This window comes from Sulfitobacter sp. D7 (genome assembly GCF_003611275.1).
GTDB classification, from domain to species: Bacteria; Pseudomonadota; Alphaproteobacteria; order Rhodobacterales; family Rhodobacteraceae; genus Sulfitobacter; species Sulfitobacter profundi.
In genome coordinates this window covers 825,902-847,389 of sequence record NZ_CP020694.1, presented here as the reverse complement: position 1 = coordinate 847,389, position 21,488 = coordinate 825,902, and the positions used below count along the sequence as shown (strand labels likewise).

The 21,488-nt window shown below is 56.0% G+C and carries 19 protein-coding genes and 1 pseudogene; 12 read left to right on the top strand and 8 right to left on the bottom strand.

What is annotated here, in order from left to right; genetic code table 11:
* Positions 1–9 precede the first annotated feature (9 nt).
* The 4 genes and pseudogenes from B5M07_RS04010 to B5M07_RS19715 form a co-directional block, all read left to right on the top strand.
* On the top strand, positions 10–882 hold the full coding sequence (locus B5M07_RS04010; protein WP_120350315.1) for a carbohydrate ABC transporter permease: 873 nt from the start codon (positions 10–12) through the stop codon (positions 880–882).
* On the top strand, positions 875–1,774 hold the full coding sequence (locus B5M07_RS04005; protein WP_120350314.1) for a carbohydrate ABC transporter permease: 900 nt from the start codon (positions 875–877) through the stop codon (positions 1,772–1,774). The genes B5M07_RS04010 and B5M07_RS04005 overlap by 8 nt, the downstream gene beginning before the upstream one ends.
* 4 nt (positions 1,775–1,778) lie before the next feature.
* A complete protein-coding gene (locus tag B5M07_RS04000) occupies positions 1,779–2,876 on the top strand; it encodes an ABC transporter ATP-binding protein (protein ID WP_120350313.1) in 1,098 nt (365 codons plus the stop codon).
* Between the two features lie 108 nt (positions 2,877–2,984).
* A pseudogene (locus B5M07_RS19715) lies at positions 2,985–3,332 on the top strand (glucokinase); the annotation flags it as partial.
* Here the strand turns inward: B5M07_RS19715 and B5M07_RS03990 are convergent.
* From B5M07_RS03990 to acnA, 6 genes are all read right to left on the bottom strand, one after another.
* Positions 3,329–4,524 (bottom strand): IS3 family transposase gene (locus B5M07_RS03990; protein ID WP_441351389.1). Its coding sequence is split into 2 segments (ribosomal slippage): positions 3,329–4,272 and positions 4,272–4,524, totalling 1,197 coding nucleotides; the frame shifts between segments, so codons are not numbered across the junction. The pseudogene B5M07_RS19715 and the gene B5M07_RS03990 overlap by 4 nt on opposite strands.
* Before the next feature lie 214 nt (positions 4,525–4,738).
* Positions 4,739–5,062, bottom strand: a complete 324-nt coding sequence (locus B5M07_RS03985) for a hypothetical protein (RefSeq protein ID WP_120350311.1) — start codon at positions 5,060–5,062, stop codon at positions 4,739–4,741.
* Positions 5,063–5,254: 192 nt separating this feature from the next.
* Entirely contained in the window at positions 5,255–5,965 is a 711-nt protein-coding gene (locus B5M07_RS03980; protein ID WP_120350310.1) for an isochorismatase family protein, read from the bottom strand.
* 21 nt (positions 5,966–5,986) lie between these two features.
* Positions 5,987–7,351 carry a dihydroorotase gene (locus tag B5M07_RS03975; RefSeq protein WP_120350309.1) on the bottom strand — a complete coding sequence of 455 codons (1,365 nt, stop codon included), beginning with the start codon at positions 7,349–7,351 and terminating at the stop codon, positions 5,987–5,989.
* Entirely contained in the window at positions 7,348–7,752 is a 405-nt protein-coding gene (locus B5M07_RS03970; RefSeq protein WP_120350308.1) for a nuclear transport factor 2 family protein, read from the bottom strand. Before B5M07_RS03970 ends, B5M07_RS03975 begins: the two co-directional genes overlap by 4 nt.
* Positions 7,749–10,472: an aconitate hydratase AcnA gene (gene acnA / locus B5M07_RS03965; protein WP_120350307.1), complete on the bottom strand. Its 2,724-nt coding sequence runs from the start codon at positions 10,470–10,472 to the stop codon at positions 7,749–7,751. Before acnA ends, B5M07_RS03970 begins: the two co-directional genes overlap by 4 nt.
* Positions 10,473–10,609: 137 nt before the next feature.
* Here acnA and B5M07_RS03960 point away from each other — a divergent pair, with 137 nt between their 5' ends.
* Positions 10,610–11,287: a GntR family transcriptional regulator gene (locus B5M07_RS03960; RefSeq protein ID WP_120350306.1), complete on the top strand. Its 678-nt coding sequence runs from the start codon at positions 10,610–10,612 to the stop codon at positions 11,285–11,287.
* Positions 11,284–12,216, top strand: coding sequence for an isocitrate lyase/PEP mutase family protein (locus tag B5M07_RS03955; RefSeq protein WP_120350305.1), 933 nt, complete (start codon positions 11,284–11,286; stop codon positions 12,214–12,216). Before B5M07_RS03960 ends, B5M07_RS03955 begins: the two co-directional genes overlap by 4 nt.
* Positions 12,217–12,495: 279 nt before the next feature.
* Here B5M07_RS03955 and B5M07_RS03950 read toward each other — a convergent pair whose 3' ends face one another.
* Together B5M07_RS03950 and B5M07_RS03945 are read right to left on the bottom strand one after the other, a co-directional pair.
* The gene (locus B5M07_RS03950; RefSeq protein ID WP_120350304.1) at positions 12,496–13,449 is read right to left on the bottom strand and encodes a Bug family tripartite tricarboxylate transporter substrate binding protein; all 954 of its coding nucleotides are present in this window, start codon (positions 13,447–13,449) and stop codon (positions 12,496–12,498) included.
* Positions 13,446–15,104, bottom strand: coding sequence for an FAD-dependent oxidoreductase (locus tag B5M07_RS03945; protein ID WP_120350303.1), 1,659 nt, complete (start codon positions 15,102–15,104; stop codon positions 13,446–13,448). The genes B5M07_RS03950 and B5M07_RS03945 overlap by 4 nt, the downstream gene beginning before the upstream one ends.
* An 80-nt stretch (positions 15,105–15,184) precedes the next feature.
* Between B5M07_RS03945 and B5M07_RS03940 the strand changes: the two genes are divergently transcribed.
* From B5M07_RS03940 to B5M07_RS03910, 6 genes are all read left to right on the top strand, one after another.
* The gene (locus B5M07_RS03940; protein ID WP_120350302.1) at positions 15,185–15,892 is read left to right on the top strand and encodes an SDR family NAD(P)-dependent oxidoreductase; all 708 of its coding nucleotides are present in this window, start codon (positions 15,185–15,187) and stop codon (positions 15,890–15,892) included.
* 27 nt (positions 15,893–15,919) lie between these two features.
* Complete coding sequence (locus B5M07_RS03935) at positions 15,920–16,366, top strand: tripartite tricarboxylate transporter TctB family protein (protein ID WP_120350301.1); 447 nt, start codon at positions 15,920–15,922, stop codon at positions 16,364–16,366.
* 3 nt (positions 16,367–16,369) lie between these two features.
* On the top strand, positions 16,370–17,872 hold the full coding sequence (locus B5M07_RS03930) for a tripartite tricarboxylate transporter permease (RefSeq protein WP_120350300.1): 1,503 nt from the start codon (positions 16,370–16,372) through the stop codon (positions 17,870–17,872).
* A 589-nt stretch (positions 17,873–18,461) separates the two neighbouring features.
* A complete protein-coding gene (locus tag B5M07_RS03920) occupies positions 18,462–18,800 on the top strand; it encodes a hypothetical protein (protein ID WP_120350299.1) in 339 nt (112 codons plus the stop codon).
* Positions 18,801–18,941: 141 nt separating this feature from the next.
* Complete coding sequence (locus tag B5M07_RS03915) at positions 18,942–19,505, top strand: hypothetical protein (RefSeq protein ID WP_162931805.1); 564 nt, start codon at positions 18,942–18,944, stop codon at positions 19,503–19,505.
* A 286-nt stretch (positions 19,506–19,791) separates the two neighbouring features.
* Complete coding sequence (locus tag B5M07_RS03910; RefSeq protein ID WP_162931804.1) at positions 19,792–21,435, top strand: NACHT domain-containing protein; 1,644 nt, start codon at positions 19,792–19,794, stop codon at positions 21,433–21,435.
* Positions 21,436–21,488: the final 53 nt, after the last annotated feature.

Here is a 21,488-nt window from a genome sequence, read left to right as displayed (position 1 = left end):
GACAATCAAATGATCAAGTGGCTTGAAGAAAACACGCCCAAATTGGTTCTGGCGCCCTCTTTCATCGCAGTTCTGATCTTCGTCTACGGCTTCATCGCCTGGACCGCATGGGTCTCGCTGACGCGCTCGCGCCTGCTGCCAAAATATGAAATCGAAGGCTTCATTCAATACGAGCGGCTGTTTGCGTCGCCCCGCTGGGAGACGGCCTTTGGCAACCTCTTCGTCTTCGGTATTCTGTTTATCGTAATCGCTATGGTGCTGGGCCTCGCGCTGGCCATCTTACTCGACCAGAACATCCGCACCGAAGGCGCAATACGCACGATTTACCTCTACCCCATGGCGCTGTCGATGATCGTCACCGGCACGGCGTGGAAATGGATCCTCAATCCGGGGCTTGGTCTTGAGGCCATGGTGCGCGGCTGGGGGTTTGAAGATTTCACCTTCGACTGGCTTGTTGACCCCGACATGGCGATTTACACGATCGTCCTCGCGGCAATCTGGCAAAGCTCCGGTTTCGTGATGGCGCTGTTTCTCGCCGGTCTGCGCTCCGTCGATGGCGAGATCATCAAGGCCGCTCAGGTCGACGGTATCCCGACATGGCGGGTTTATACCGCGATTATCATTCCGGCGATGGCGCCGATCTTCTTGTCGGCCTTCATCGTGCTGTCACACCTTGCCGTCAAAAGCTTTGATCTGGTCATCGCGCTTACCGGCGGCGGCCCGGGATATGCGACCGATCTGCCTGCCACCTACATGTATGCCATGGCGTTTTCGCGCGGCGATATCGGTCAAGCGGCCAGTTCCGCCATGATTATGATGCTCGTCGTCTTCTCGATCGTGGTCCCTTATCTTTATTCGGAATTGAGGTCCAAAGATGGTTGAACTCTCAATGTCTCAGGCGCAGGCCCCGGCGGATCGCCAGACAGGCAAGATCGTCCTACGGTGGGTGCTTTACATCGTACTGGTGCTCTTCGCACTGTTCTACCTGCTGCCGCTTTTCGTGATGCTGACGACCTCGCTGAAAAGCCTTGAGGAGATCCGCACCGGTGATCTGATCGCCCTGCCCCGCGAGGTGACTTTCGCCGCATGGCGCACGGCATGGTCAGAAGCCTGCACCGGCATCCAATGCGAAGGGGTGCGGCCATTCTTCTGGAACTCTGTGCTGATCGCCCTTCCGGCGGTGGCAATCTCGACGCTGCTTGGTGCGATGAACGGCTATGTCGTGGCACAATGGAGTTTTCGTGGCGCGAACCTGTTCTTTTCGCTGATGTTGTTCGGCTGCTTCATCCCCTTTCAGGTGGTGCTTTTGCCGATGGCGCGGGTGCTGGGGCTGATGGGCATGGCGGGCACCATTCCGGGGCTGATCTTCGTTCATGTGATCTATGGGCTCGGCTTCACCACGCTGTTTTTCCGCAATTACTATGTCTCGATCCCGTCCGAACTGACCAAGGCGGCCAAAGTGGATGGCGCGGGGTTCTTCCGCATATTCTGGTCGATCTTCCTGCCGCTGTCGCTGCCGATCATCGTGGTGACTGTGATCTGGCAGTTCACCCAAATCTGGAATGACTTCCTCTTCGGCGTTTCGTTCAGTCAGGCAGGCACCCAGCCCGTCACCGTGGCGCTCAACAACATCGTCAATTCGACCACTGGCATCAAGGCATACAACGTGGACATGGCCGCCGCGATCATCGCAGGTCTGCCGACCCTCTTGGTCTATGTGATTGCCGGGAAATACTTTGTCCGCGGTCTGACCGCTGGATCCGTGAAAGGATAAACCAATGGCTCCGATTCTCGAAATCAACAACCTCTACAAGAGCTATGGCTCGATTGAGATCCTCAAAGACATTAACGTGTCGATCGAACAGGGTGACTTCCTTGTACTGGTCGGCCCATCCGGCTGCGGCAAATCGACTTTGCTCAACTGTATCGCCGGGCTTGAGCCGATCAGCGGCGGCGAAGTCCATATCGGGGGGCGCGACATGACCAATGTCAGCCCCAAGGACCGGGACATCGCCATGGTGTTCCAATCTTACGCCCTCTACCCGACGATGACCGTGGCCAAGAACATCACCTTCGGCATGAAGGTCCGCGGTGTGGATCAGGCGACGCAGGACAAGAAGCTCGCCTATGTAGCGCAACAGTTGCAGATCGAGCAATTGCTCAACCGCAAACCCGGCCATCTGTCGGGCGGCCAGCGCCAGCGGGTGGCCATGGGCCGCGCCTTGGTGCGCGATCCGAAGCTGTTCCTTTTTGATGAGCCGTTGTCCAACCTTGATGCAAAGCTGCGCGTCGAAATGCGGACCGAGATCAAGTCCCTGCACCAGCGTTTGGGCGCCTCTATGGTCTATGTAACCCACGACCAGATTGAGGCGATGACCCTTGCCACCAAGATCGTCGTGATGAAAGGCGGAATCATTCAGCAGATTGGCACGCCGGCAGAGATCTATAACCACCCGGCGAACCTCTTTGTGGCGGACTTCATGGGCAGCCCGGCGATGAACCTGATCCCGGCAAAGGCCAAATCAGACAGTGCCGGAACCCGGATCGAAATTGCCCGCAAGTCGGGCGGGCCGATGGTGCTGACGGACCGCAAGAACCTCAGCCTGCCGGAGGATGTGATCATCGGCGTGCGCCCCGAGAACATTGCGGATGCAAAGGCGCAATCCGGCTCGAACTCGCAAGAAGCCGACTGCGTGATCGACATTGTGGAACCTGCTGGTGCTGACACCTATGCCGTCATGGAGTTGGGCGGCAAACATGTCACCGCGCGGTTGCACGCCGAAACCACCGCTTCACCCGGCGTGACACAGCGGTTGGCATTCGATCTGGGCAAAGTCTCCTATTTTGCGCCCGACACCGGCCTGCGTCTGAACTGATGTCCCTGCGTCTTGTTGCGGATATCGGCGGCACCAACGCCCGTCTGGCGCTCTGCCAGACGGGCGTTGAAGGCTGGCTCCGTCAAAAGATAGGCGAATACGGACTGGGCAAGCATCGCTGCGGTGATTGAGGACTATCTGCAAGGACAGGTCACCGCCTCCCCTTCCGAAATTGTCATCGCGGTTGCGGGTCCGGTGCATGAGGGCAGCGCCAGATTGACCAACCGCGGCTGGTCAATCATAGCCGAGGACTTGGCCCGACAATTCGCTTGCCCTCATGTCCGCTTGTTGAACGACCTGACCGCGCTTGGCTATGCGATGCCATACTTGCGAGCTGAGCAGCTTGGCGAAATCAGCGCCGGAGCCGCCAGACGTTCAGACCATAGACAGTCACTGGAGGTAGGCATCGGGACTGAGCTACTCCCCATTTGTTGGACAGGATCTGGCGTAGTTTAAGCTACTCTTTGCACTTGCTGATCGTGGTTGGTTGTTTCAATTCTCTGCCAATAGACCACAGCAGGTGGTTTGCCGCCAAGGGCAGAATGCGGGCGCTTGTGGTTGTAGAACTCGATCCATTTTCTGACGCCATCTCGGGCCTCTGACCCGGTTTCCCAGGCATGCAGGTAGACGCATTCATACTTCAGTGACCGCCACAGCCGTTCGACAAAGATATTGATCCCTTGCCCGGCAGGGTATCGCGCAGCGATGTCCCGAGAGGGGAGGAAGCGGCCCTTGCCGTCCATTGAGATGCGCACGTTTGCGCTCCGCAACCTGTTCGTCCAAGCGAAAGACGTGAACTGGCTGCCCTGGTCCGTGTTCATTATGTCTGGCGGGCCGAACTTGTGGATCGCCTCATTCAGCGCATCAACGCAGAAGCCAGCCTCCAACGTGTTCGAGATGCGCCACGCCAGAACCTTGCGCGTGTGCCAATCCATGATGGCCACCAGATAAAGGAAGCCGCGCCGCATCGGTAGATATGTGATGTCGGCGCACCAAACTTGATTTGGCCGATCCACGCGTAGCCCCCGCAGCAGGTAGGGGTAAATCTTGTGACCCTTCGCCGCCTTGCTCGTGTTGGGTTTCTGGTAGATCGGCATGAGACCCATCAACCGCATAAGGCGTCGGATGCGCTTTTCGTTCACCAGATGCTGTTCATTGCGCAGGTGCCACGTCATTTGGCGCACACCGTAAAACGGGGTTTCCAAGAACTGCTTATCGATGACGCGCATCAGATCGAGGTTCATCTCGCTCTCACCCTTGGGTTCATAGTAAAATGACGACCGCGAGATCGACAGCAGGGAACATTGCTTGCCGACGGACAGACCCGGAATGTTCGGCTCAATCATCTTGCACCTCACTTGCCGGTCCAGGGTTTGAGCTTTCTGGCCAAAAAATCGTTGGCGACGGCCAACTCCCCAATCTTGGCATGCAGGCCTTTGACCTGCTCTTCATCGACTTCCGGTGCCTTCCGGCTACCTCGCTCGAACACACCAGATGCGCCCTCAAGCAATGCACGTTTCCATTGATGGATCATCGTCGGGTGAACTCCAAACCGACTGGCCAGCTCGCTGACAGTCTCTTCGCCTTTCAGCGCTTCCAACGCCACCTTGGCTTTGAATTCTGGGTGATGTTGCTTCCGTTTCGACATTCCTGATCTCCTTCGTGTTGAAGATCAGCAAACTACAAATCGCAGCTTACGTCAGTGTCCGATGTTCGGGGGGTAGCTCACTCATCACTCACGCAACCCGGCGTAAAGCAGGCCACGTACAGGTTGGCGGCTGCTGTGTTCGAGGCGCTTTGATGATAAAGGCCCTTTTGGCGGTTCGAACCGATTTCACCTTCCCCAGGGCGCTTGCGATACTTCAGAAATTAAGATCCTCATCTGATGGGTCTATAGAGACCGGAAGCGGAGGCGGGTTTAGGGCAAACTCGGCCGCGGCCTCTCGCGTTGCAAACTTGCCCCAGGACCTCGGAGAATCCTGATGCTGCACTATGGCAAACACTTCGCAGCCCTCTCCGATCTCAATGATCCAAGGCTGCATTAACCAAACCCGTTCAGCTTGGATCTGCCAGCGTCTGGTCGGGTCGATGAAGCCCATCTCTGGCGGCTGCGAAGGATTGATCGGAATTCCGCGGATCTCCGCTTCGGCGAATATCGGCCCTTCAGGGGTATCAATTTTGATCATGTTCAGCCTCTCGCAACGTTTTCTTTTCCGAATATCCCAGTGAAATTTTCGCCGCAACTCCCCGAGTTTTCGGCCACGATAACACCCGCCATATTTCTCGAAATATTGCCTATTGAAAATAGTTTGAGTTGCGGCAAGAGATCAACGATCGCCTTGAAAGGTGCGAGGCGGAAACCCCGCACCTCTACATGGCTAAGGACGCGCTGGTAGACCTTCAATATAGTCCTCGACCTCTTTCGTTGGGATCACGTCAGCATATTTGCAGTTAAGGTCGAAAAGGCTCAGGGCATGACTGGCTTCAAAACGGTCAAATGCGGTTTCTTCCGGGATCACCACTTTGAAGTTGAACGAGTAAGCATCGACTGTTGTCGCGCGCAGGCAGCCGGAGCTGGTGCAACCAGTCATAATGAGCGTGTCGATATTGAGATAGTTAAGATGGCTCATGAAAATCGTGCCGAAGAAAGCAGACGGCTTGCGTTTGCCAATCAAGATATCCTGCGGCTGTGGTGCCAGCGGGGCGACTGTTTGGGTGGCGTGTGAGCCTTCGGTCGAGGTGTTCTCGGTGCCCCGGTGACTCTTGCCGACCTGCACCCCACTGTCGATCATGTCCGGACGCCGTTCGGAGACCGTATAGAACACCGGCAGATTTTTATCCCGCGCCAGCTTGAGCAGCCTTTCGATGTAGGGCACCGCTTTCCAGCCTGCTTCTCCGCAATGTGTACGGTATTTCTTCAGCCCCTCCTCCTGTGCCTCTCCAGGCGCATCACCGGTGAAGTTATACTGTACGTCGATGATAAAGAGCGCCGGCCGGCTGCCGAAGCCGCCGCGTTTGCCGTATCCGGCCAATTGAAAGACGCGTTTGTCTTTTTCGGTCAAAAATTTATCCCAGATGCGTTCGCTCATGTCGGACTCTCTTTGTTGGTGCTAAGGGGTGCGAAACAGGTATTGCCCGTAAGGGGCCGTTTCAAAATCGGGGGTGAGGACACCTTTTTCCGAAAGAACTGTGCCCCGCAGGATCGTATGGGTCACTGCCCCGCGAAACCGTTGGCCTTCATAAGGCGAATAGTCGGAATGGGACGGGAAGCTTTCATGTGAGACCGTGGTCGCTGCTTCGGGGTCAAATACGGCAAAATCCGCATCATAGCCCGGCGCAATTTTGCCTTTGCCGGGCAAATGATACAGACTGGCCACATTGCGGCTGACGGTTGCGGCCAACGTTTCGATTGGGATACCGCGCTTGTAGTAGCCTTCCTCGACCAAGACAGACCAGATCTGCGCGATGCCGGGAAACCCAGCAGAAGCCTGCCAAATGTCCGGCCCTTTGGTAGCGCGTTTGCGGGCCACGTGATCGCTGCCGATTGTTTGGATGTCGCCCTCGCGCACGCCCTCCCACAAGGCATCAACGTCGCTTTGGCTGCGCAAAGGCGGATTGACCTTCCCAAGTTCACCGATATCACTGTTGCGGGTCAGGCTTAGATAATGGATGCACGTCTCAACATTGATCGCCGGACGGTCCGGGCCGCGCAGACGGCGCACAAGGTCCAAACTCTCTGCCGAAGACATATGCACGATGTTTACCGGGCAGCCCGCTTTCTCTCCGAAATAAGCCACGCGGAAGACGTTTTCAGTCTCCAGAAATCCCGGGCTCTGTTCGTCCCAAGCAGCAAGATCCGTCCGCCCGGCGTCTTTCAGCGGTTCGCGGAACACTGGGATCACTTCGGTGTTCTCGCAATGCACGCCGACCACCGCACCTTTCACCGATGCAGCCGACTTCAGGGCGCGAAACAGCAGGGCGTCATCTACCTCGGTGATGCCCTTGGCAGCACCCGTGGCGCCTTTGTACATCAGATAAACCTTCATCGAAGTCACACCGTACTTCGCAGCCAGCACAGGAAACTGTTCAACATGCGCACGCGAGGTGACACCAAAATGAAAGCCGAAATCAACGACTGAGCGCGTTTTGCCTTCCTCGCGCCAAGCGGGGGTGCTGGCGTCCAGATCGTCGGAACGCCAAAAGGTCATTAGACCCGTGACGCCCTCCAGTGCCGCCGTACGGCTTTCTGTCGTCCAATCTTCTTCCTTTGCCCCGAAGCCCACATGGGTGTGCGGATCGATGGCCCCCGGGAGAATCCATTTTCCGGCGCAGTCGATGACCCGTTTGGCTTGTGCCGTTTCAGAAGCCGCGAGGATCGCGGCAATGCGCCCCTCCTTCACGGCGATCGAGCCAGCAACCCGCCCTTCGCCCGGCAAAACGATTCCGCCGTTTTGAAGCAAGAGATCGTAGGTCATTGCTGCGTTTCCTTCATATCCGATACCAGCTTCTCACCAGTGTCATTCCATACATGCTGCCGCAGAATCTTGCCGTCGTGCAGCTCAAACCAGTCGATAAAGCGCACGTCTGAGAAAGCGCTGCCGTCGCGCCACTCCCCTGCCAGCGTGCCGGTAACGAGCACCCGCAGGTTCTGCTCGCTTTTCCATGCATCAGTGCCGGTAATCTTTTTTGATATTCGGGCATATCGGCCTGAAGACCGCAAAAGTGCGCCTTTCACTGAGCTGAACCGCCGCCCGCCGGGGAAAATCAGATCAAGATCGCCGTCGCCGACAAAGCTTTCCGCCGCCTCAAGATCACGTCGTTCCACCGCGTCTAGATAGGCCAATACCACATCAATAGCGCGTTCGAACTCGGTCATTGTTCGGAATCCATTTTGATGGTTCCACGGTCCGCCTTCCGCATGATCGCGGAAAAGACCCCCCCAGCCCGCAGCAATCCGCGCTCGTGCAGGCTAGTCACATCAACCAAAGCGTCGAAACGAGTGACTGTTCCGTCCGGGGCTTGGGCCGTCACACGCACGTTTGCGCTTTCCTCAATGCCGGCGTCCAGACCGTCAAAGCAGAAAGTCTCAAAACCAGAAAGCTTAAGTGTCTGTAGCGTCGTGCCGGAGGGAAAAACGAGTGGGGTGATCCCCATGCCGATAAGATTCGCTCGGTGGATGCGCTCGAAACTTTCGGCAAGCACAGCCACCACTCCCAAAAGCTTCGGCCCCTTGGCGGCCCAGTCCCGGCTGGATCCCATGCCGTAGTCTTTACCGGCAAGAATAATTGCGGGCACCCCCTCGTGCCGGAGCGTTTTGGCGGCATCGTAGATCGTTATGTTTTCGCCTTCGGCGGATAGTTTGGTAAAACCACCCTCCACGCCGCCGGCCAATGCGTTCTTCATGCGTTGATTGGCGAAAGTAACGCGGGCCATGAACTCGTGATTGCCACGCCGTTGGGTGACAGCGTTGAAGTTCTTCGGTTCAACGCCCGTATCGATTAGATACTTTCCTGCCTGACTTTCAGGCAGAATTTCTCCGGAAGGTGTGATGAAATCGGTGGTTAAGCTGTCATTAGCCACCACCAAAGCGCGCGCGTTCTCAAGCCTGTCGGGAATGTCAGCCGTCGCAAGGTCCACGAATGGGGGGCGCTTGATATATGTTGAGTGCTCGCTCCACTCGAATACCGGCCCAAGGGGGATTTCCAACTGGTCCCACAACTCGGAGCCGTCAAAGAGTGTGGCGTAGCTCTTACGAAAGCTCTCCGGGCGCTGGCTCTCAAGCTCGAGCGCTGCAATTTCCGCCCTGTCGGGCCAGATCTCGGCCAACATAACCGGCCAGCCATTTGCATCGGTGCCAATCGGTTCATGCGCGAAATCGACGTCAATACGCCCGGTCAGCGCGAAAGCAACCACAAGCGGTGGCGATGCAAGGTAAGCCGCCCGAACGGACTTGTGTATACGGCCTTCAAAATTGCGGTTGCCAGATAGGATCGCCGCACAGATCAGATCATTATCGGCAACAGCTTCAGACACGCCGGGAGCCAGAGGGCCAGATTTGCCAGAACAAGTCGTGCAACCAATGCCTACGACATGGAAGCCAAGTGTCTCCAACGGCGCCATCAGCCCGGCTTCAGCGAGGTAGTCCTCGACCAACCGCGACCCCGGGGCCATTGAGGTTTTAACATGGACCGGCGGACGCAGACCGCGCGCGACAGCGTTCCGGGCCAAAAGGCCGGCGGCCAGCATGACAGAGGGGTTTGACGTATTAGTGCAAGACGTGATCGCCGCAATTGTCAGGCTGCCATGGTGCAACCGAGATGCTTTTCCGTCGATCTCGATATCAGCACTGGCGTCTTTGGAAGCCGGATCGATCCCGAAACCATGCGGCCCGATCGGTGCCGTGAGGGCCTCTTGAAAAGAGGTTGAAATGCGGTCCAGCGGCACCCGATCTTGGGGGCGCTTTGGTCCTGCCACGCTCGGGACGATGCGTGATAGATCGACTTGAACCACCTCACTGTACTCTGGCATCGGGTCGCCCGGTGTGAACCAAAGTCCGGTTGCACGGGCATAGGCCTCGACCATGGCAACGTGATTTCCATCCCGGCCCGTAGCCTTCAAATAATCGGTCGTCTGAGCATCAATTGGAAAGAAGGCACAGGTTGCTCCATATTCGGGCGCCATATTCGCGATCGTGGCCCGGTCCGGAACTGTAAGACTTTCGGCCCCTGCCCCGCAGAATTCGACAAAGGCCCCTACGACACCTACGTTTCGCAAACGCTCGGTAATGGTCAGCACGAGATCAGTCGTGGTCGTCTCGGGACGCAACGCGCCCGTCAGCTCGACACCAACAACCCGTGGAATGCGCACTTCGTAGGGCAACCCCAGGGCGGCGGCTTCCCCATCAATGCCGCCGACGCCCCAGGCCAACATGCCCAAACCGCCCGCCATAGACGTATGGCTGTCACAACCGAGAACGAACTCTGTTGTCAGCACGGAGCCATCCTCTACATCCGTCGGCGTGACGACTGAGGCAATGCGTTCCAGATGCACCTGATGGATAATGCCAGATCCTGGCGGCACCACCTTCAACTTGTCGAAAGCCTGCTCGGCCCATTTAAAGAACGCGTAGCGTTCAGAGTTACGTCGGTACTCTTCTTGTATATTGTGCTGACGCGCATTGGGATGACCCGCGACATCGACGATCAAGGAATGGTCAACCACCAAGGTGACTGGCACCGCAGGCTCAATCAGGCCGGGGTCTTCGCCGCGTGCCACAAATACATCGCGGGCGGCGGCAAGGTCCATAAGCGCAGGCAGGCCGCTTGAGTCAGGCAGCATAACCCGCGAGACCGCAAGCGGAACCGTGATCTCATCGGATCCCGCATGCCAATTTGTCACCGTCGCGATCTGTTGCTCTACCTCTGCGCCCCTTCGCGCTTGAACGGCAAGGTTTTCAAGCACCACCCGCAAGCTTCGTGGCAGCGGGTTTGCGCGCGCAGAGAGCATTCTCGTCAAATCGATCACCAATCCAGCCCCGCCTTTGGCGGCTGTTGTAAAGGTGGCTATGTCTTTGCTTTGACGCTCGGTATTCTCCATAGAGATTCAAATACGCCCGCAGCGCAAAAGTGTCAACACTATTGCGAAGTTTGCCGGAATTTACCCCATAGGAACTTTACTTGCTTCGATTAACCCTCTAAAGTCGTCAAAAGTGTTGACAGAAATAGAGTGCGGTTATGGACCAGCAACGAACCCTCGTAGATACTGTATTCGACGGTATCTTCAAAATGCTACTGACGGGAGAAATTCCTCTCGGTGGGGTGGTCAACGAGGCGACATTGGCCGAGCATTTCAACGTAAGCCGGGGCCCGGTGCGCGAAGCGGTGAAAGCCCTTCAGGGGCGCGGCCTGATCACCAAGGCTGCATATTTCAAGGCCCGCGCGGTGGACCTGAATGTGCAGGACATGATCGAGATATTCCAACTGCGCGAATGTGTAGAAGGTATGAGTGTCAAACTGGCGACCCAGAATATGTCGGACGACGGGCTACACCAGTTGCTTCAAGACTTCGAAGACGCTGGATCAGACGGGCGCATTTTTGACGTTCACGTGCGCATCGCCGAAGGATCTGGCAACCGTCGCATCCAATCGCTGCTCTGTGATGAGCTTTACTACTTGCTGCGTCTCTACCGCGCCAGATCTGGGTCAACCGCCGAGCGTCGTGAAAATGCGTCAGCAGAACACTGGCAGATCTTACGTGCTATGCGCGCGCGGGATGCCGAATTGGCAGAGTCCCTGATGCGGGCGCACATCTCACGAGCAACCGAAGCCCTCCAACGGGTCTTGGATGCAGAACCAGCGCCAGTCAGCGAAGAACCGCGGCCACGGCGGAACAGAAAGGAAAGCAGAGCGTGAAAAGCACCAAACGTCTACGAGACCTCTTGGCAGGCGAGGATATCCTAGTTTCGCCCGGCGTATATGATGGCTACAGCATCCGTCTTGTTGAAAAGATGGGCTTCAAGACCGCCTGTACGACCGGCGCCGGCCTTGCGAATGCCCGGATGGGCTATGAAGACGTTGGCCTAATGGGGCTGACCGACAACCTTGATGCTTGCCGAATGATTGCGGGCTGCGCGTCGATCCCCGTGATGGCCGATGCCGACACTGGCTATGGCAATCCCGCGACTGTCTGGCACACCACACGGCAATTCGAAGCTGCAGGCGTTGCCGGGATCAACATTGAAGATCAGGTCAGCCCCAAACGATGTGGCCATATGGCCGGCAAAGACGTGATCGATATGCGCGAAATGGCCCGCAAGATCGAAGCCGCTTGCGACGCCCGCAGGGACGATGATTTCGTTGTGCTGGCGCGGACGGATGCCATTGCCGTCGAGGGTCTCGAAAGGGCAATTCGCCGCGCTAAGCTCTATGAGAAGGCGGGCGCCGATCTGATTTTCGCGGATGCCATCAAAGGCGAGGAGCAGATTAAGGAACTGGTGGATTCTGTTGGCATTCCCGTATCAGTAAACATGGGTTTCGGTATCCGATCGCGCCCCACAACACCTTTGATCCCTATCGCCCGCCTGAAAGAACTGGGCGTCCGCCGCGTCACCCTGCCCCGAATGTTGCCAGCAGCCGCGCTTAAAGCTATGGAAACCGCACTCGCCGTATTGCGTGACGCTATACCCACTGGCGAAGTTGTCGACCGCCCCGATTTACTTGCTTCAATCGAAGATATTTGGGGCCTGATGGGACTTTCGGAGTATCAAGACCTCGAAGAGCGCTTCAACTCCATCGAGGGTGTTGATGTGACAGGAAGTGAAGCCGAACAGGTTCGCGCCTGATAGGCGATTTAGCTTTACAGTTAGCATCGAAACCGGGGCCTACGCGCCCCGGTTTTTTTGGCTGGCAGTCCAATCAAAGCTGACCGTGCATTCATCCTCTCGGCACACCAAGCCAACAAGAGCATGACCCCGGCCGCAACCTGGGTCTAAGAAAACTGGCGCGGCCGGTGCTAACCTCTGTCCGCTCAATGAAAAAAAGGGGGGGCGTGCCAGTGACACGCCCCCTCAATTTCGGTTACTGCTTTTGAATTTTAAACAGCAATCATCGGATGCAGTTCGCTATTCAAGCTTTAGGGTGGGCAGAAGATCCGCAAAGAAAGCGTCTTCTTTCTTCAGGATTTCAACAAACGCCTCGGAATCCGCATAGTCCACCGCAGTCAAACCGCTGCTCGTAAAGTTCTGGAAGCTCTCGCTCGATGCGGCTTTCTCAACAGCGGCAGACAATGTGGCAATCACCTCATCCGGTGTACCCGCGGGCGCCCAAAGGCCAGTGTTTGGCGGCAGTGCCAAATCGACCCCGCCTTCGATCAGCGTCGGCACGTCGGGCGCAACCGATGTCCGCTTTTCGCTCAGCTGGGCAAGGGCGACCAGTTTTCTACCCTCATCTTGGGGCAAGATCGCCGAGGCAAAGCCAAGCACAAGATCGACGTCACCCGCCACGGCAGAAGCGACCGCTGGCGTCACGCCATTAAACGGAATGTGAAAAAGCTCGATGCCCGCTGCGCGCGCGATGGCCTCTGCAGCGATATGGGTAGCACCGCCCGTTCCGGCAGAACCGTAGCTCACTTCGCCCGGGTTCTCTTTGGCGAAAGCGACCAGCTCTTCGATGGTGGAAAAGGGCGCGCCAGTTCGCGCCGCGATCATGTTCGGGCCGACGGCCACCCGCGCGACTGGGGTCAGATCATCGAACCCGTAGGGTAGATCGCGTTGATGAGGCGCCACCGTTTGAACCGAAGACACAGCAAATAGCAGCGTATATCCATCGGGATCGGCGCTTGCCACGGCGGCACCACCGACGGTGCCACCTGCGCCGGGACGCGTTTCCACGACAACTGGCTGGCCCAGTTCGTCGGACATCTCTTTGGCCAGCGTGCGGGCCATCGTGTCGGTCGATCCAGGTGAATAGGGAACGATAATGGTCACCGACCGGGTTGGAAATTCTTCCGCCCCTGCGGCTGAAACGCCAAGCGCCAGCGCCGCCGTTGCCATGATTGCCGTTACTGTAAACTTCATGTCATTTCTCCTTGTTGAATGTCGTGATTAACTTTCGTCCGTAGTGCGACGCTCTGCTCTGCAGCATGGCGTGCCGCTTCGCGCCCGGCTATCAAGCCCAGACCCAAAGCCGATAAAAGACCGTTGCCCGACACATATCCGTCGCTGCCCCGTCGACCTGAAATGCCCGTAGCGGCTCCACCGCCTGCATAAAGCCCCCTGATCGGCTCCCCGTCCTTTCGCAGAACGCGCGCTCGGGTGTCGACGGCCAATCCACCTTGGGTATGAAACAATGCTGGGTGAACTTCAGTCGCCCGATAGGGCGCCTTTAAGGGCCCGAAACCCCAAGCTCTGCGCCCGTGAGGATCATTTGCCCCGTCATCAGCAGATTGCGCCAGCGCGTCCCGCAGCGCGGCTTCAGGTACGCCAATTTGTTTGGCCAGAGACGCGGCATCGTCAGCGCAGAAGACATCGCCTATCTCTGCGACCTGAGCGAACTCGGGCTGGCCAGCCGCAACATCTGCTTCAATCTGCGCGCTGTAAACCATATAAAACGGGCCTTCGTGCGCCAGTTCCGTTGAGGCTAAGGCAGAATAGCCGCACGTTTCATCGCCGATGCGCTGTCCACCGCCATTGATGACAATTCCGCCTCGCTCGGCGACAGTCCATGTCATCAAGGCCCCACTGCGAAGAGCTAATCCAGCATGACCCTGAAAGGCTTCGAGATTGCCGGTTGCTGCGCCCAAAGCCGCCCCCCATATTAATGCCTCTCCGGTTGAACCAGGCGCGCCACCATAGGCGGCAGCCTGTGCTGTTGGGCAGTACTTAGCGATCAAATCCGGCGCCGCGCCAAAACCGTTTGTCGCAAGGATAACTGCGCGGGCGCCGATGCGGCTCACTGAGCCTCTATCACCATCTACTATCGCACCGCAGACGACACCGCCCCGCACAATCAATTCACGCACCGGCTGGCCCAAGGCGATCGGAATGCCACGCCGTCCCGCTTCCGCCTCAAGATCTCTCAACAGCTCCTGCCCCGTGCGCGAAGGCGGCGAGTGTAGCCGCGCAACGGAATGCCCGACATGGCGGTAGCTGGTCACGAGGGTCAGGGAGACATGCGCGTCATCAATCAGCCATTCGACAAGTTCTGCGGAAAGCTGCGCCAGGCAATTGGTAAGATGTTCGGCGTCGTGCGGGCCACTTACTTGCAGGATGTCTTTAGCAAAGCGTTCGGGAGAATCTTCAATCCCTGCGGCGCGCTGCAAGCGCGACCCGGCGGCGGGAATTGATCCACTTGAAAGCGCCGTATTGCCCGAGAGACAAGATTGTTTTTCAGCAATGGCTACCGAGGCACCCGCAGCATCGGCGGCGATAGCAGCGACCAAACCGCAGCCTCCTGCCCCCACGATTAGGACATCGACCTCCAAATCGAAATCTGTCGTCAGTTCTCTAAACGTCACCGAGCACCCCTCCAAAGTGTCAACACTATGGAATCTCGAATTGCATCCGTCAATCCCCAAGGGCGAGATGTCAGAGAAAACGTGGTAAATCACTATTAACAAAAGGCTTATATTGAGGTTGTGGGGGCTCGATATACCGGAAAAACCATTAATCGGCGTGGTCTCTATATCGGAACCACCCCCAATAGTGTTGACAGTTGAGTCTGGAATGGGCATTCCTAAGGAAACAAGCAAACCGCTGCGCCGCCACTTTCGCAGCCATAGCGCCCCTCGACGATAAGAAAGGCATTCTCCGAATGAAGCGCTCGCGCCCAGTTGTCGTCATCAGCGGCATCTCTTCCGGTATCGGTCTCGCGACCGCGCGTCGGTTCCGCAGTGACGGATGGCAGGTTATCGGAGTGGATATAGATGCGTCACCGGAAACTTTTGCAGATGAGATGATCGTAGCAGACCTTGCACATCTTGCTGGCATCAACTTCGCTGAGGGGCAGCTTTCTGGACAACGGACCTGCGCATTTGTGCATTCCGCAGGCGTCATGCGCGACGATGCCGACGATGAAACCCTCGTAGACGCGGGCGCGACCTTATGGACATTGCATGTCGGTGCCGCAGCGAGGTTAGCCCAGACGCTGCTGCCGAATATGCCAGACCAACGCGGGCGGCTCGTATTCTTATCGTCCCGCGCAGCGCGGGGACGCGCCGGACGAGGACTTTATTCTGCAAGTAAAGCAGCCTTAGACGGGTTGATCCGTTCTTTGGCAATCGAGCAGGCGCCGCGCGGCATCACCGTCAACGCAGTAGCCCCTGCAGCAACGCAGACGCCACAGCTAACAGATCCAGCGCGGGAAAACGCGGCGGTGCAGCCGCTGCCCATCGGTAGGGTTATCCAGCCCGATGAGGTGGCAGCGACGATAGCCTTCCTGGCTTCTGAAGATGCCGGTGCGATTACAGGGCAAACAATCTATCAATGTGGGGGCGCATCAATCGCGGGCGCCAATCGCTAAAAGCGATGCGATTTGGGAGGGAGACCAATGAAGACATCAAAGTCGAACAGACATGAGGTGATTGCCGGTCTGGTCTGGGTTGTGCTCGGCCTCGCCGCCATTTTCGTCGCACGCGGCTATGCCTTCGGAACGATTACGCGAATGGGTCCCGGTTTCGTGCCGATCATGCTGGGCATTCTCTTGGTTGTCTTCGGGCTATTTGCGGCCTGGCAAGGCCGCCGTTTACCGGAGGTATCGCTTGATCTGCGTCTGCGCCCCTTCGCTTATATCATCGTAGGGATCATCGTTTGGGTCTTGCTCGTCGACTGGGCAGGCTTCGTACCCGCGACAGTCGCCCTGATCCTGATTTCGGCCCAATCGGAGCCCGAAATGAAGCTGATGGAAGCGGTCTTATTGGCCGCAGGCATGTCACTCGTAGGCTATCTTATTTTCATCAGGGGCATCGGCATTCCGATCGCCGCTTTCGGGAGCTGAATCATGGATCTGATTTCCGGCATCGCGCTCGGCGTCAATGTGGCCGTAACCAGCGAGGCCTTGCTCTTCTGCCTGATCGGGGTCTCCGTCGGCATGTTTATCGGGGTTCTGCCGGGGATCGGCCCCTTGGCCGCGGTGGCCATGACGTTGCCGATTACATATCATCTGGAGCCGATGAGCGCTCTGATCATGCTCGCTGGAATCTTCTATGGCGCGCAATATGGCGGCTCGACGGCGTCAATCCTGCTTAACCTGCCTGGAACCTCGACAACGGCGGTGACGGCACTCGACGGTTACCCGATGGCCAAGCAGGGGCGCGCGGGCGTCGCTCTTTTCATCACAACGATCACCTCTTTTGTCGGTGGCTGCTTTGCGATCGTACTGGTAATGAGCTTTGCCCCCGCTTTGGGGCAAATGGCCCTAAAGTTTTCTTCCGCTGAGTACTTTTCCATTATGCTGCTGGGCCTCGTTGCCGCTGCAACGATGTCACTCGGATCTCCGATCAAGGGTCTCATTTCGGTCGTGGCGGGGCTGCTGTTGGCGACCGTTGGCATGGATTCGACCTCGGGCGTGGTACGGTACTCCTTTGGCGTCTTGGAACTGCAGGACGGCTTGAACCTTGTGGCGATGGCCATGGGGCTGTTCGGGGTTGCTGAACTCCTTAAAAATGCCGGTAAACCGCGCGACCTCGCCCCGCAGAAGGTCCGCATGCGCGAGTTGATCCCGACGCGCCAGGACATAAAAGAATGCTGGAAGCCTACGCTACGCGGCTCGGTCGTCGGATCCTTTGTTGGCATCCTGCCCGGAGCCGGCCCCACGCTCGCTGCTTTCTTGGCCTATGCGTTTGAAAAGCGCGTTTCCCGAACCCCAGAGAAATTCGGACGTGGCGCAATCGAGGGCATCTCTGCACCCGAAGCCGCAAACAACGCCTCCACCCAAGCCGCGTTTATCCCCACATTGGCGCTCGGCATCCCCGGCGACGCCGGCATGGCTGTCCTGCTTGGGGCGATGATGATCCACGGGATCACGCCCCGGCCCGAGTTTTTCACCACCAATGCGGATTTATTCTGGGGCCTCGTCGTAAGCTTTTGGATTGGCAACCTGATGTTGCTGGTTCTGAACATTCCGCTTATCGGCTTTTGGGTCAGGGTATTGACCGTTCCTCAACGCCTGCTCTTTCCGGCAATCCTCTTCTTTATCTGCATTGGCGTATATTCTGTCAGCAATAGTCCTTTTGACGTTATGACCGTGATTGTTTTTGGTATCGTCGGCTACCTGATGAACGCCTATGGCTATCCCCCCGCACCTATGCTGATGGGTTTTATTCTCGGACCCATGATCGAACAGCACTTTCGCCGAGCATTGTTGTTTTCGCGCGGCGATATTACCACCTTCATTGATCGACCGATTTCTGCCGCCTTCCTCGTACTCACACTCTTGCTAATTGCCAGCATCGCCATACCGACACTGATAGCGCGAAGGAAAGGTTTGCCGGTCGAGGATTGACAGCATGTGGAGGTTGACCTGCTCCCCTGAAATGTCCGGTGTTTTGATTTAGCCTGTTCTCCAAGAAGGAGGCAGACGATGAAGAGAAGACGGCGGTCTGGTTATCTTCGGCGATGACGGCATCCCAGTTCTTTCGCAGAACCTCAGCGAGCAGGCGCGTGCGCGCCTTCATCTCGACCAGCCAGTCGATCTGACCGACAATCACCTGGTCTTCTTGGGGTGGCACCGGACGAAGGTCTTCAAACAAAGACTCGCCTTATAATTGGTTACTTGCGTTCCAATAGAACCAAAACGTACGCCGACCAAGGCAAACCGAGAAATCCACTTTGAACTGCCCTGTCTCGACCTCATTTTCCAACACTGTTTGCTCGGCGAGCAACCGACATTTCTGGTCCCGAGGCAACGCTTGAAAAAACAGGGAAGCCGTTTTTTCGCAAATCTATCAATCCCTTAAAGAATTTTCTTTGATCGGAGCACTTGCCAATAGTCATTTCATCGGCCTACCCTACGGCCACGAAAATCCCCTAGAGCTTCACGTCGTACGTCTTCACAGGCTGAAGCCATCAATCAAAAGACACGAGGCACGACTATGGAACTAGCAGACTTCGCCAAACAACTTCCCGAAAACTTCACCGAGCAAGAATTCGTCGACCTGATGAACCAGGTGATCAACCTCAAGACAATTGAGGCCATGCCCCCGGCGGAGCGCAGCAATTTGTTCGACGGCGCGCAGTACCTCGTTGACTACATCATGCTGGCCCAGGAAGCGAACGGAGAGCTTCGCTCCCATGAAGGGCAACATATGATGACCTATAATGGCCCTTTTATCCCACATGTCTTGGTTCGGCCCGAGGGAACAGAAATGGACCGCGCAGCCTTGGAGAATTTCGGCATTGGGGAAGGCGATAAATATTTTGGGGATGAGTAGGAGCAATGCCTGATTTTAGGCAACTCCTACCGGGTCGTATCCCATTAGAATCTGCGCATTCGCGCCAGCGAGAGGGTCGTTCTTGGCCCTTTCGTCCATCGTCACAATCAGATGCATAAAACGCTCGCCCGGGAGAACTTCATGCCACGAAAACGCAGAGAGACAGACAAGTACTCCTTTGTCCGCAACGGAATTTCGATTTCGAGACTGAAGCAGGAAGCAAAAACTTTCAAGAAATCAGAAGGAATAAAGCTTCGTGACGCCCAGAATCATACTGCTCGCCAACAAGGCTTTGCAGATTGGTCGCAGATGTCAGCCGTGAAACTCCAGCCCATCGACGAAAATGATGAAATTGTAGGATTCTGGCAGCGACTGGATAAATCGGAACATGAAATCTACATCGACCATCTTTACGAGGAGATCGATGCGTGGCCCAACGACCCGATAGCTCCAATGATTTTCATTAAAATCATTATGGAAATGGATGAGGGTGAAGAACTTTACGTATCATCCCTACATTTCAAAAATGACGAAGGCTCGCCGAATGAGTCCAGGATCATAAGGCAAGTCCAAGCTGACGGCATTGAAGCTATGTGCGATTTTCTGGAGGGTGGAATGACCGCAGGGAAAATCATGAACGCGTTGGGCCCTATCGGCGTTTTTGACTTCGACCCACGCGAGATTATTAGGAGCGAGATTGCTTGACGTCCAGATGTGTCGATGACCGCGCTTCCGTGAAGCCATGGCCACCTGTCAAACTGATGTCGAGGAATTGACGCATATCAATCAATCCGAAGGGGCGCGTTCGGCCCTAAGCGGCCGTCCATGTCAATTCTTATTCTGATCGAGGTTCTGCAGTGCAGCGGAGGGGGCGGCATGTCGATGGCTGTCGGAATTGAAAAACATCGAGATTGCTCTGTTTTTTCCTGAACGTGTAGTGCTAGCGTTCGGATGAAAACAAATTAGCTCGGTATCGAGGAAGTCTTGTCACATGAGTGGTGAATTGGATTTCCGTGGAGCAAGGGGCTCAAACACAGGTGATGTATATCATGAACTTTGGGCCGTTCAATCAGCCCTGAAGCTGTTAGACAGGGCGAGCAAGCTAGAAGCGGTAACGGTGGAGGGCGTTCCATCTGCTGACGGTTCCGGTCACAAGTGGGACGGCGTTGATTGCACTTTGCTATACGGCGGGGCTAGCATCCAGACGGCAGAACGCGTGGTGCTTCAACAGCTGAAGTATTCAGCGAGTGAACCGAATAAATTATGGTCACCTTCGAGGGCATGTTATGGGCCTTCATCCATTAACCCATCATCGTCGCTAATGCGAGGATTGGGTAAAGCCTTCCGTGAGACAGTTAGGCTTAGAGAAGGAAAGCCACTCAGCGATATTTCTGTAGAACTTGTGACCAATCAGCCTGTTTCCGACCGCGTAGTAGACGTTATCAACAAGGCAAAAAATGACGGTGTCCCAGAGTCTTTCAAGGCTAAGTGGAAGAGCGGTGGTGATAATCTGCACCGGCTAGTTCGTGCTAGCGGGCTATCTCCTAAGGAGTTTCAAGATTTTTCCAAGTGCTTTAAATTTGTTAGCCAGACAAGCTCTCGTTTCCTTTTGGAAGAGAAAATGCTGATCGAGGTTTCGGTTTGGACAGATTCAGAGTTCGCTGAAGTGGCCCTAAGGCTGCGCAATTTTATCCGAAACAAAATGATGATGCCTGAAACGGCCGGAGAGATCATAACCAAAGAGTCGGTTCTGTTGCAGTTCGGCGTTACCGAAATACAAGCATTGTTTCCATGCCCCGCAAAGGTCAAGCCGGTCACTGATCTTGTATCGCGCGAGATTTCTAAAGAGCTTTGTAACGGCATCATCGACGGTGATCAGCGAATTTTACTGCACGGATCAGGAGGTGTTGGAAAAAGTACAATTATTCAGCATTTTCAGGGCCTTCTGCCTGAGGGTTCCGAAGTTATCGTATTCGATTGTTACGGCGCAGGTTCATATATGGATGCAAGCGCGATGCGCCATAGACCGCGCGATGCATTCGTGCAGCTGGCGAATGAACTTGCCAATCGACTCAATATTCCCGCCTTCCTAGAACCAAGATCGGGCTTGGACTTTGCGCGTGCATTTCACCGAAGACTGCTCTTAGCCTCCGAAACACTTTACAAAGTTAGACCCGAAACGAAGCTAGTGATAGTATTGGACGCTGCCGATAACTCAATTAGTGCAGCGAATGCTCGTGTGCCGAAAGAGGAGAGTTTTGTCGCTGAACTGATCTCGTTTGAAGACCTACCGAAAAACGTTGCACTTGTCGTCAGTTCCCGGACCGGCCGGCGAGACGATTTAAAGCTACCAGGCTCTTTCAAACATTTCGAGTTACCTCCTTTTAGTCGTCCAGAAACTGGCGAATTCGTTGCTCATTTCTGGGAGGCACCAGAAGAGTGGGTTGACGATTTTCACAGACTTACCAATGGCACACCTAGGGTACAGAACTATGCCTTTGGAAAAACTTCTGGCAAACCGAGCGAGGCGTTGGATCCCCTTCGGCCAAATGGCAAAACCCTAGAAGTTATTTTCCACGAGCAATTTGACGAAGCTGTGTGGCACCCTTCTACTCAAGACGAGCAGAATATCTAGTTCACCGGGCGGGAGGTATTTCATCTGAAGATTGCTTGGCCGAACTGTTGAAA

Coding starts and splice junctions, on each gene's coding strand:
- B5M07_RS04010 (WP_120350315.1), top strand. CDS start 10: ATGATCAAGTGGCTTGAAGAAAACACGCCCAAATTGGTTCTGGCGCCC.
- B5M07_RS04005 (WP_120350314.1), top strand. CDS start 875: ATGGTTGAACTCTCAATGTCTCAGGCGCAGGCCCCGGCGGATCGCCAG.
- B5M07_RS04000 (WP_120350313.1), top strand. CDS start 1,779: ATGGCTCCGATTCTCGAAATCAACAACCTCTACAAGAGCTATGGCTCG.
- B5M07_RS03985 (WP_120350311.1), bottom strand. CDS start 5,062: ATGATCAAAATTGATACCCCTGAAGGGCCGATATTCGCCGAAGCGGAG.
- B5M07_RS03980 (WP_120350310.1), bottom strand. CDS start 5,965: ATGAGCGAACGCATCTGGGATAAATTTTTGACCGAAAAAGACAAACGC.
- B5M07_RS03975 (WP_120350309.1), bottom strand. CDS start 7,351: ATGACCTACGATCTCTTGCTTCAAAACGGCGGAATCGTTTTGCCGGGC.
- B5M07_RS03970 (WP_120350308.1), bottom strand. CDS start 7,752: ATGACCGAGTTCGAACGCGCTATTGATGTGGTATTGGCCTATCTAGAC.
- acnA (WP_120350307.1), bottom strand. CDS start 10,472: ATGGAGAATACCGAGCGTCAAAGCAAAGACATAGCCACCTTTACAACA.
- B5M07_RS03960 (WP_120350306.1), top strand. CDS start 10,610: ATGGACCAGCAACGAACCCTCGTAGATACTGTATTCGACGGTATCTTC.
- B5M07_RS03950 (WP_120350304.1), bottom strand. CDS start 13,449: ATGAAGTTTACAGTAACGGCAATCATGGCAACGGCGGCGCTGGCGCTT.
- B5M07_RS03945 (WP_120350303.1), bottom strand. CDS start 15,104: ATGCCCATTCCAGACTCAACTGTCAACACTATTGGGGGTGGTTCCGAT.
- B5M07_RS03940 (WP_120350302.1), top strand. CDS start 15,185: ATGAAGCGCTCGCGCCCAGTTGTCGTCATCAGCGGCATCTCTTCCGGT.
- B5M07_RS03935 (WP_120350301.1), top strand. CDS start 15,920: ATGAAGACATCAAAGTCGAACAGACATGAGGTGATTGCCGGTCTGGTC.
- B5M07_RS03930 (WP_120350300.1), top strand. CDS start 16,370: ATGGATCTGATTTCCGGCATCGCGCTCGGCGTCAATGTGGCCGTAACC.
- B5M07_RS03920 (WP_120350299.1), top strand. CDS start 18,462: ATGGAACTAGCAGACTTCGCCAAACAACTTCCCGAAAACTTCACCGAG.
- B5M07_RS03915 (WP_162931805.1), top strand. CDS start 18,942: ATGCCACGAAAACGCAGAGAGACAGACAAGTACTCCTTTGTCCGCAAC.
- B5M07_RS03910 (WP_162931804.1), top strand. CDS start 19,792: ATGAGTGGTGAATTGGATTTCCGTGGAGCAAGGGGCTCAAACACAGGT.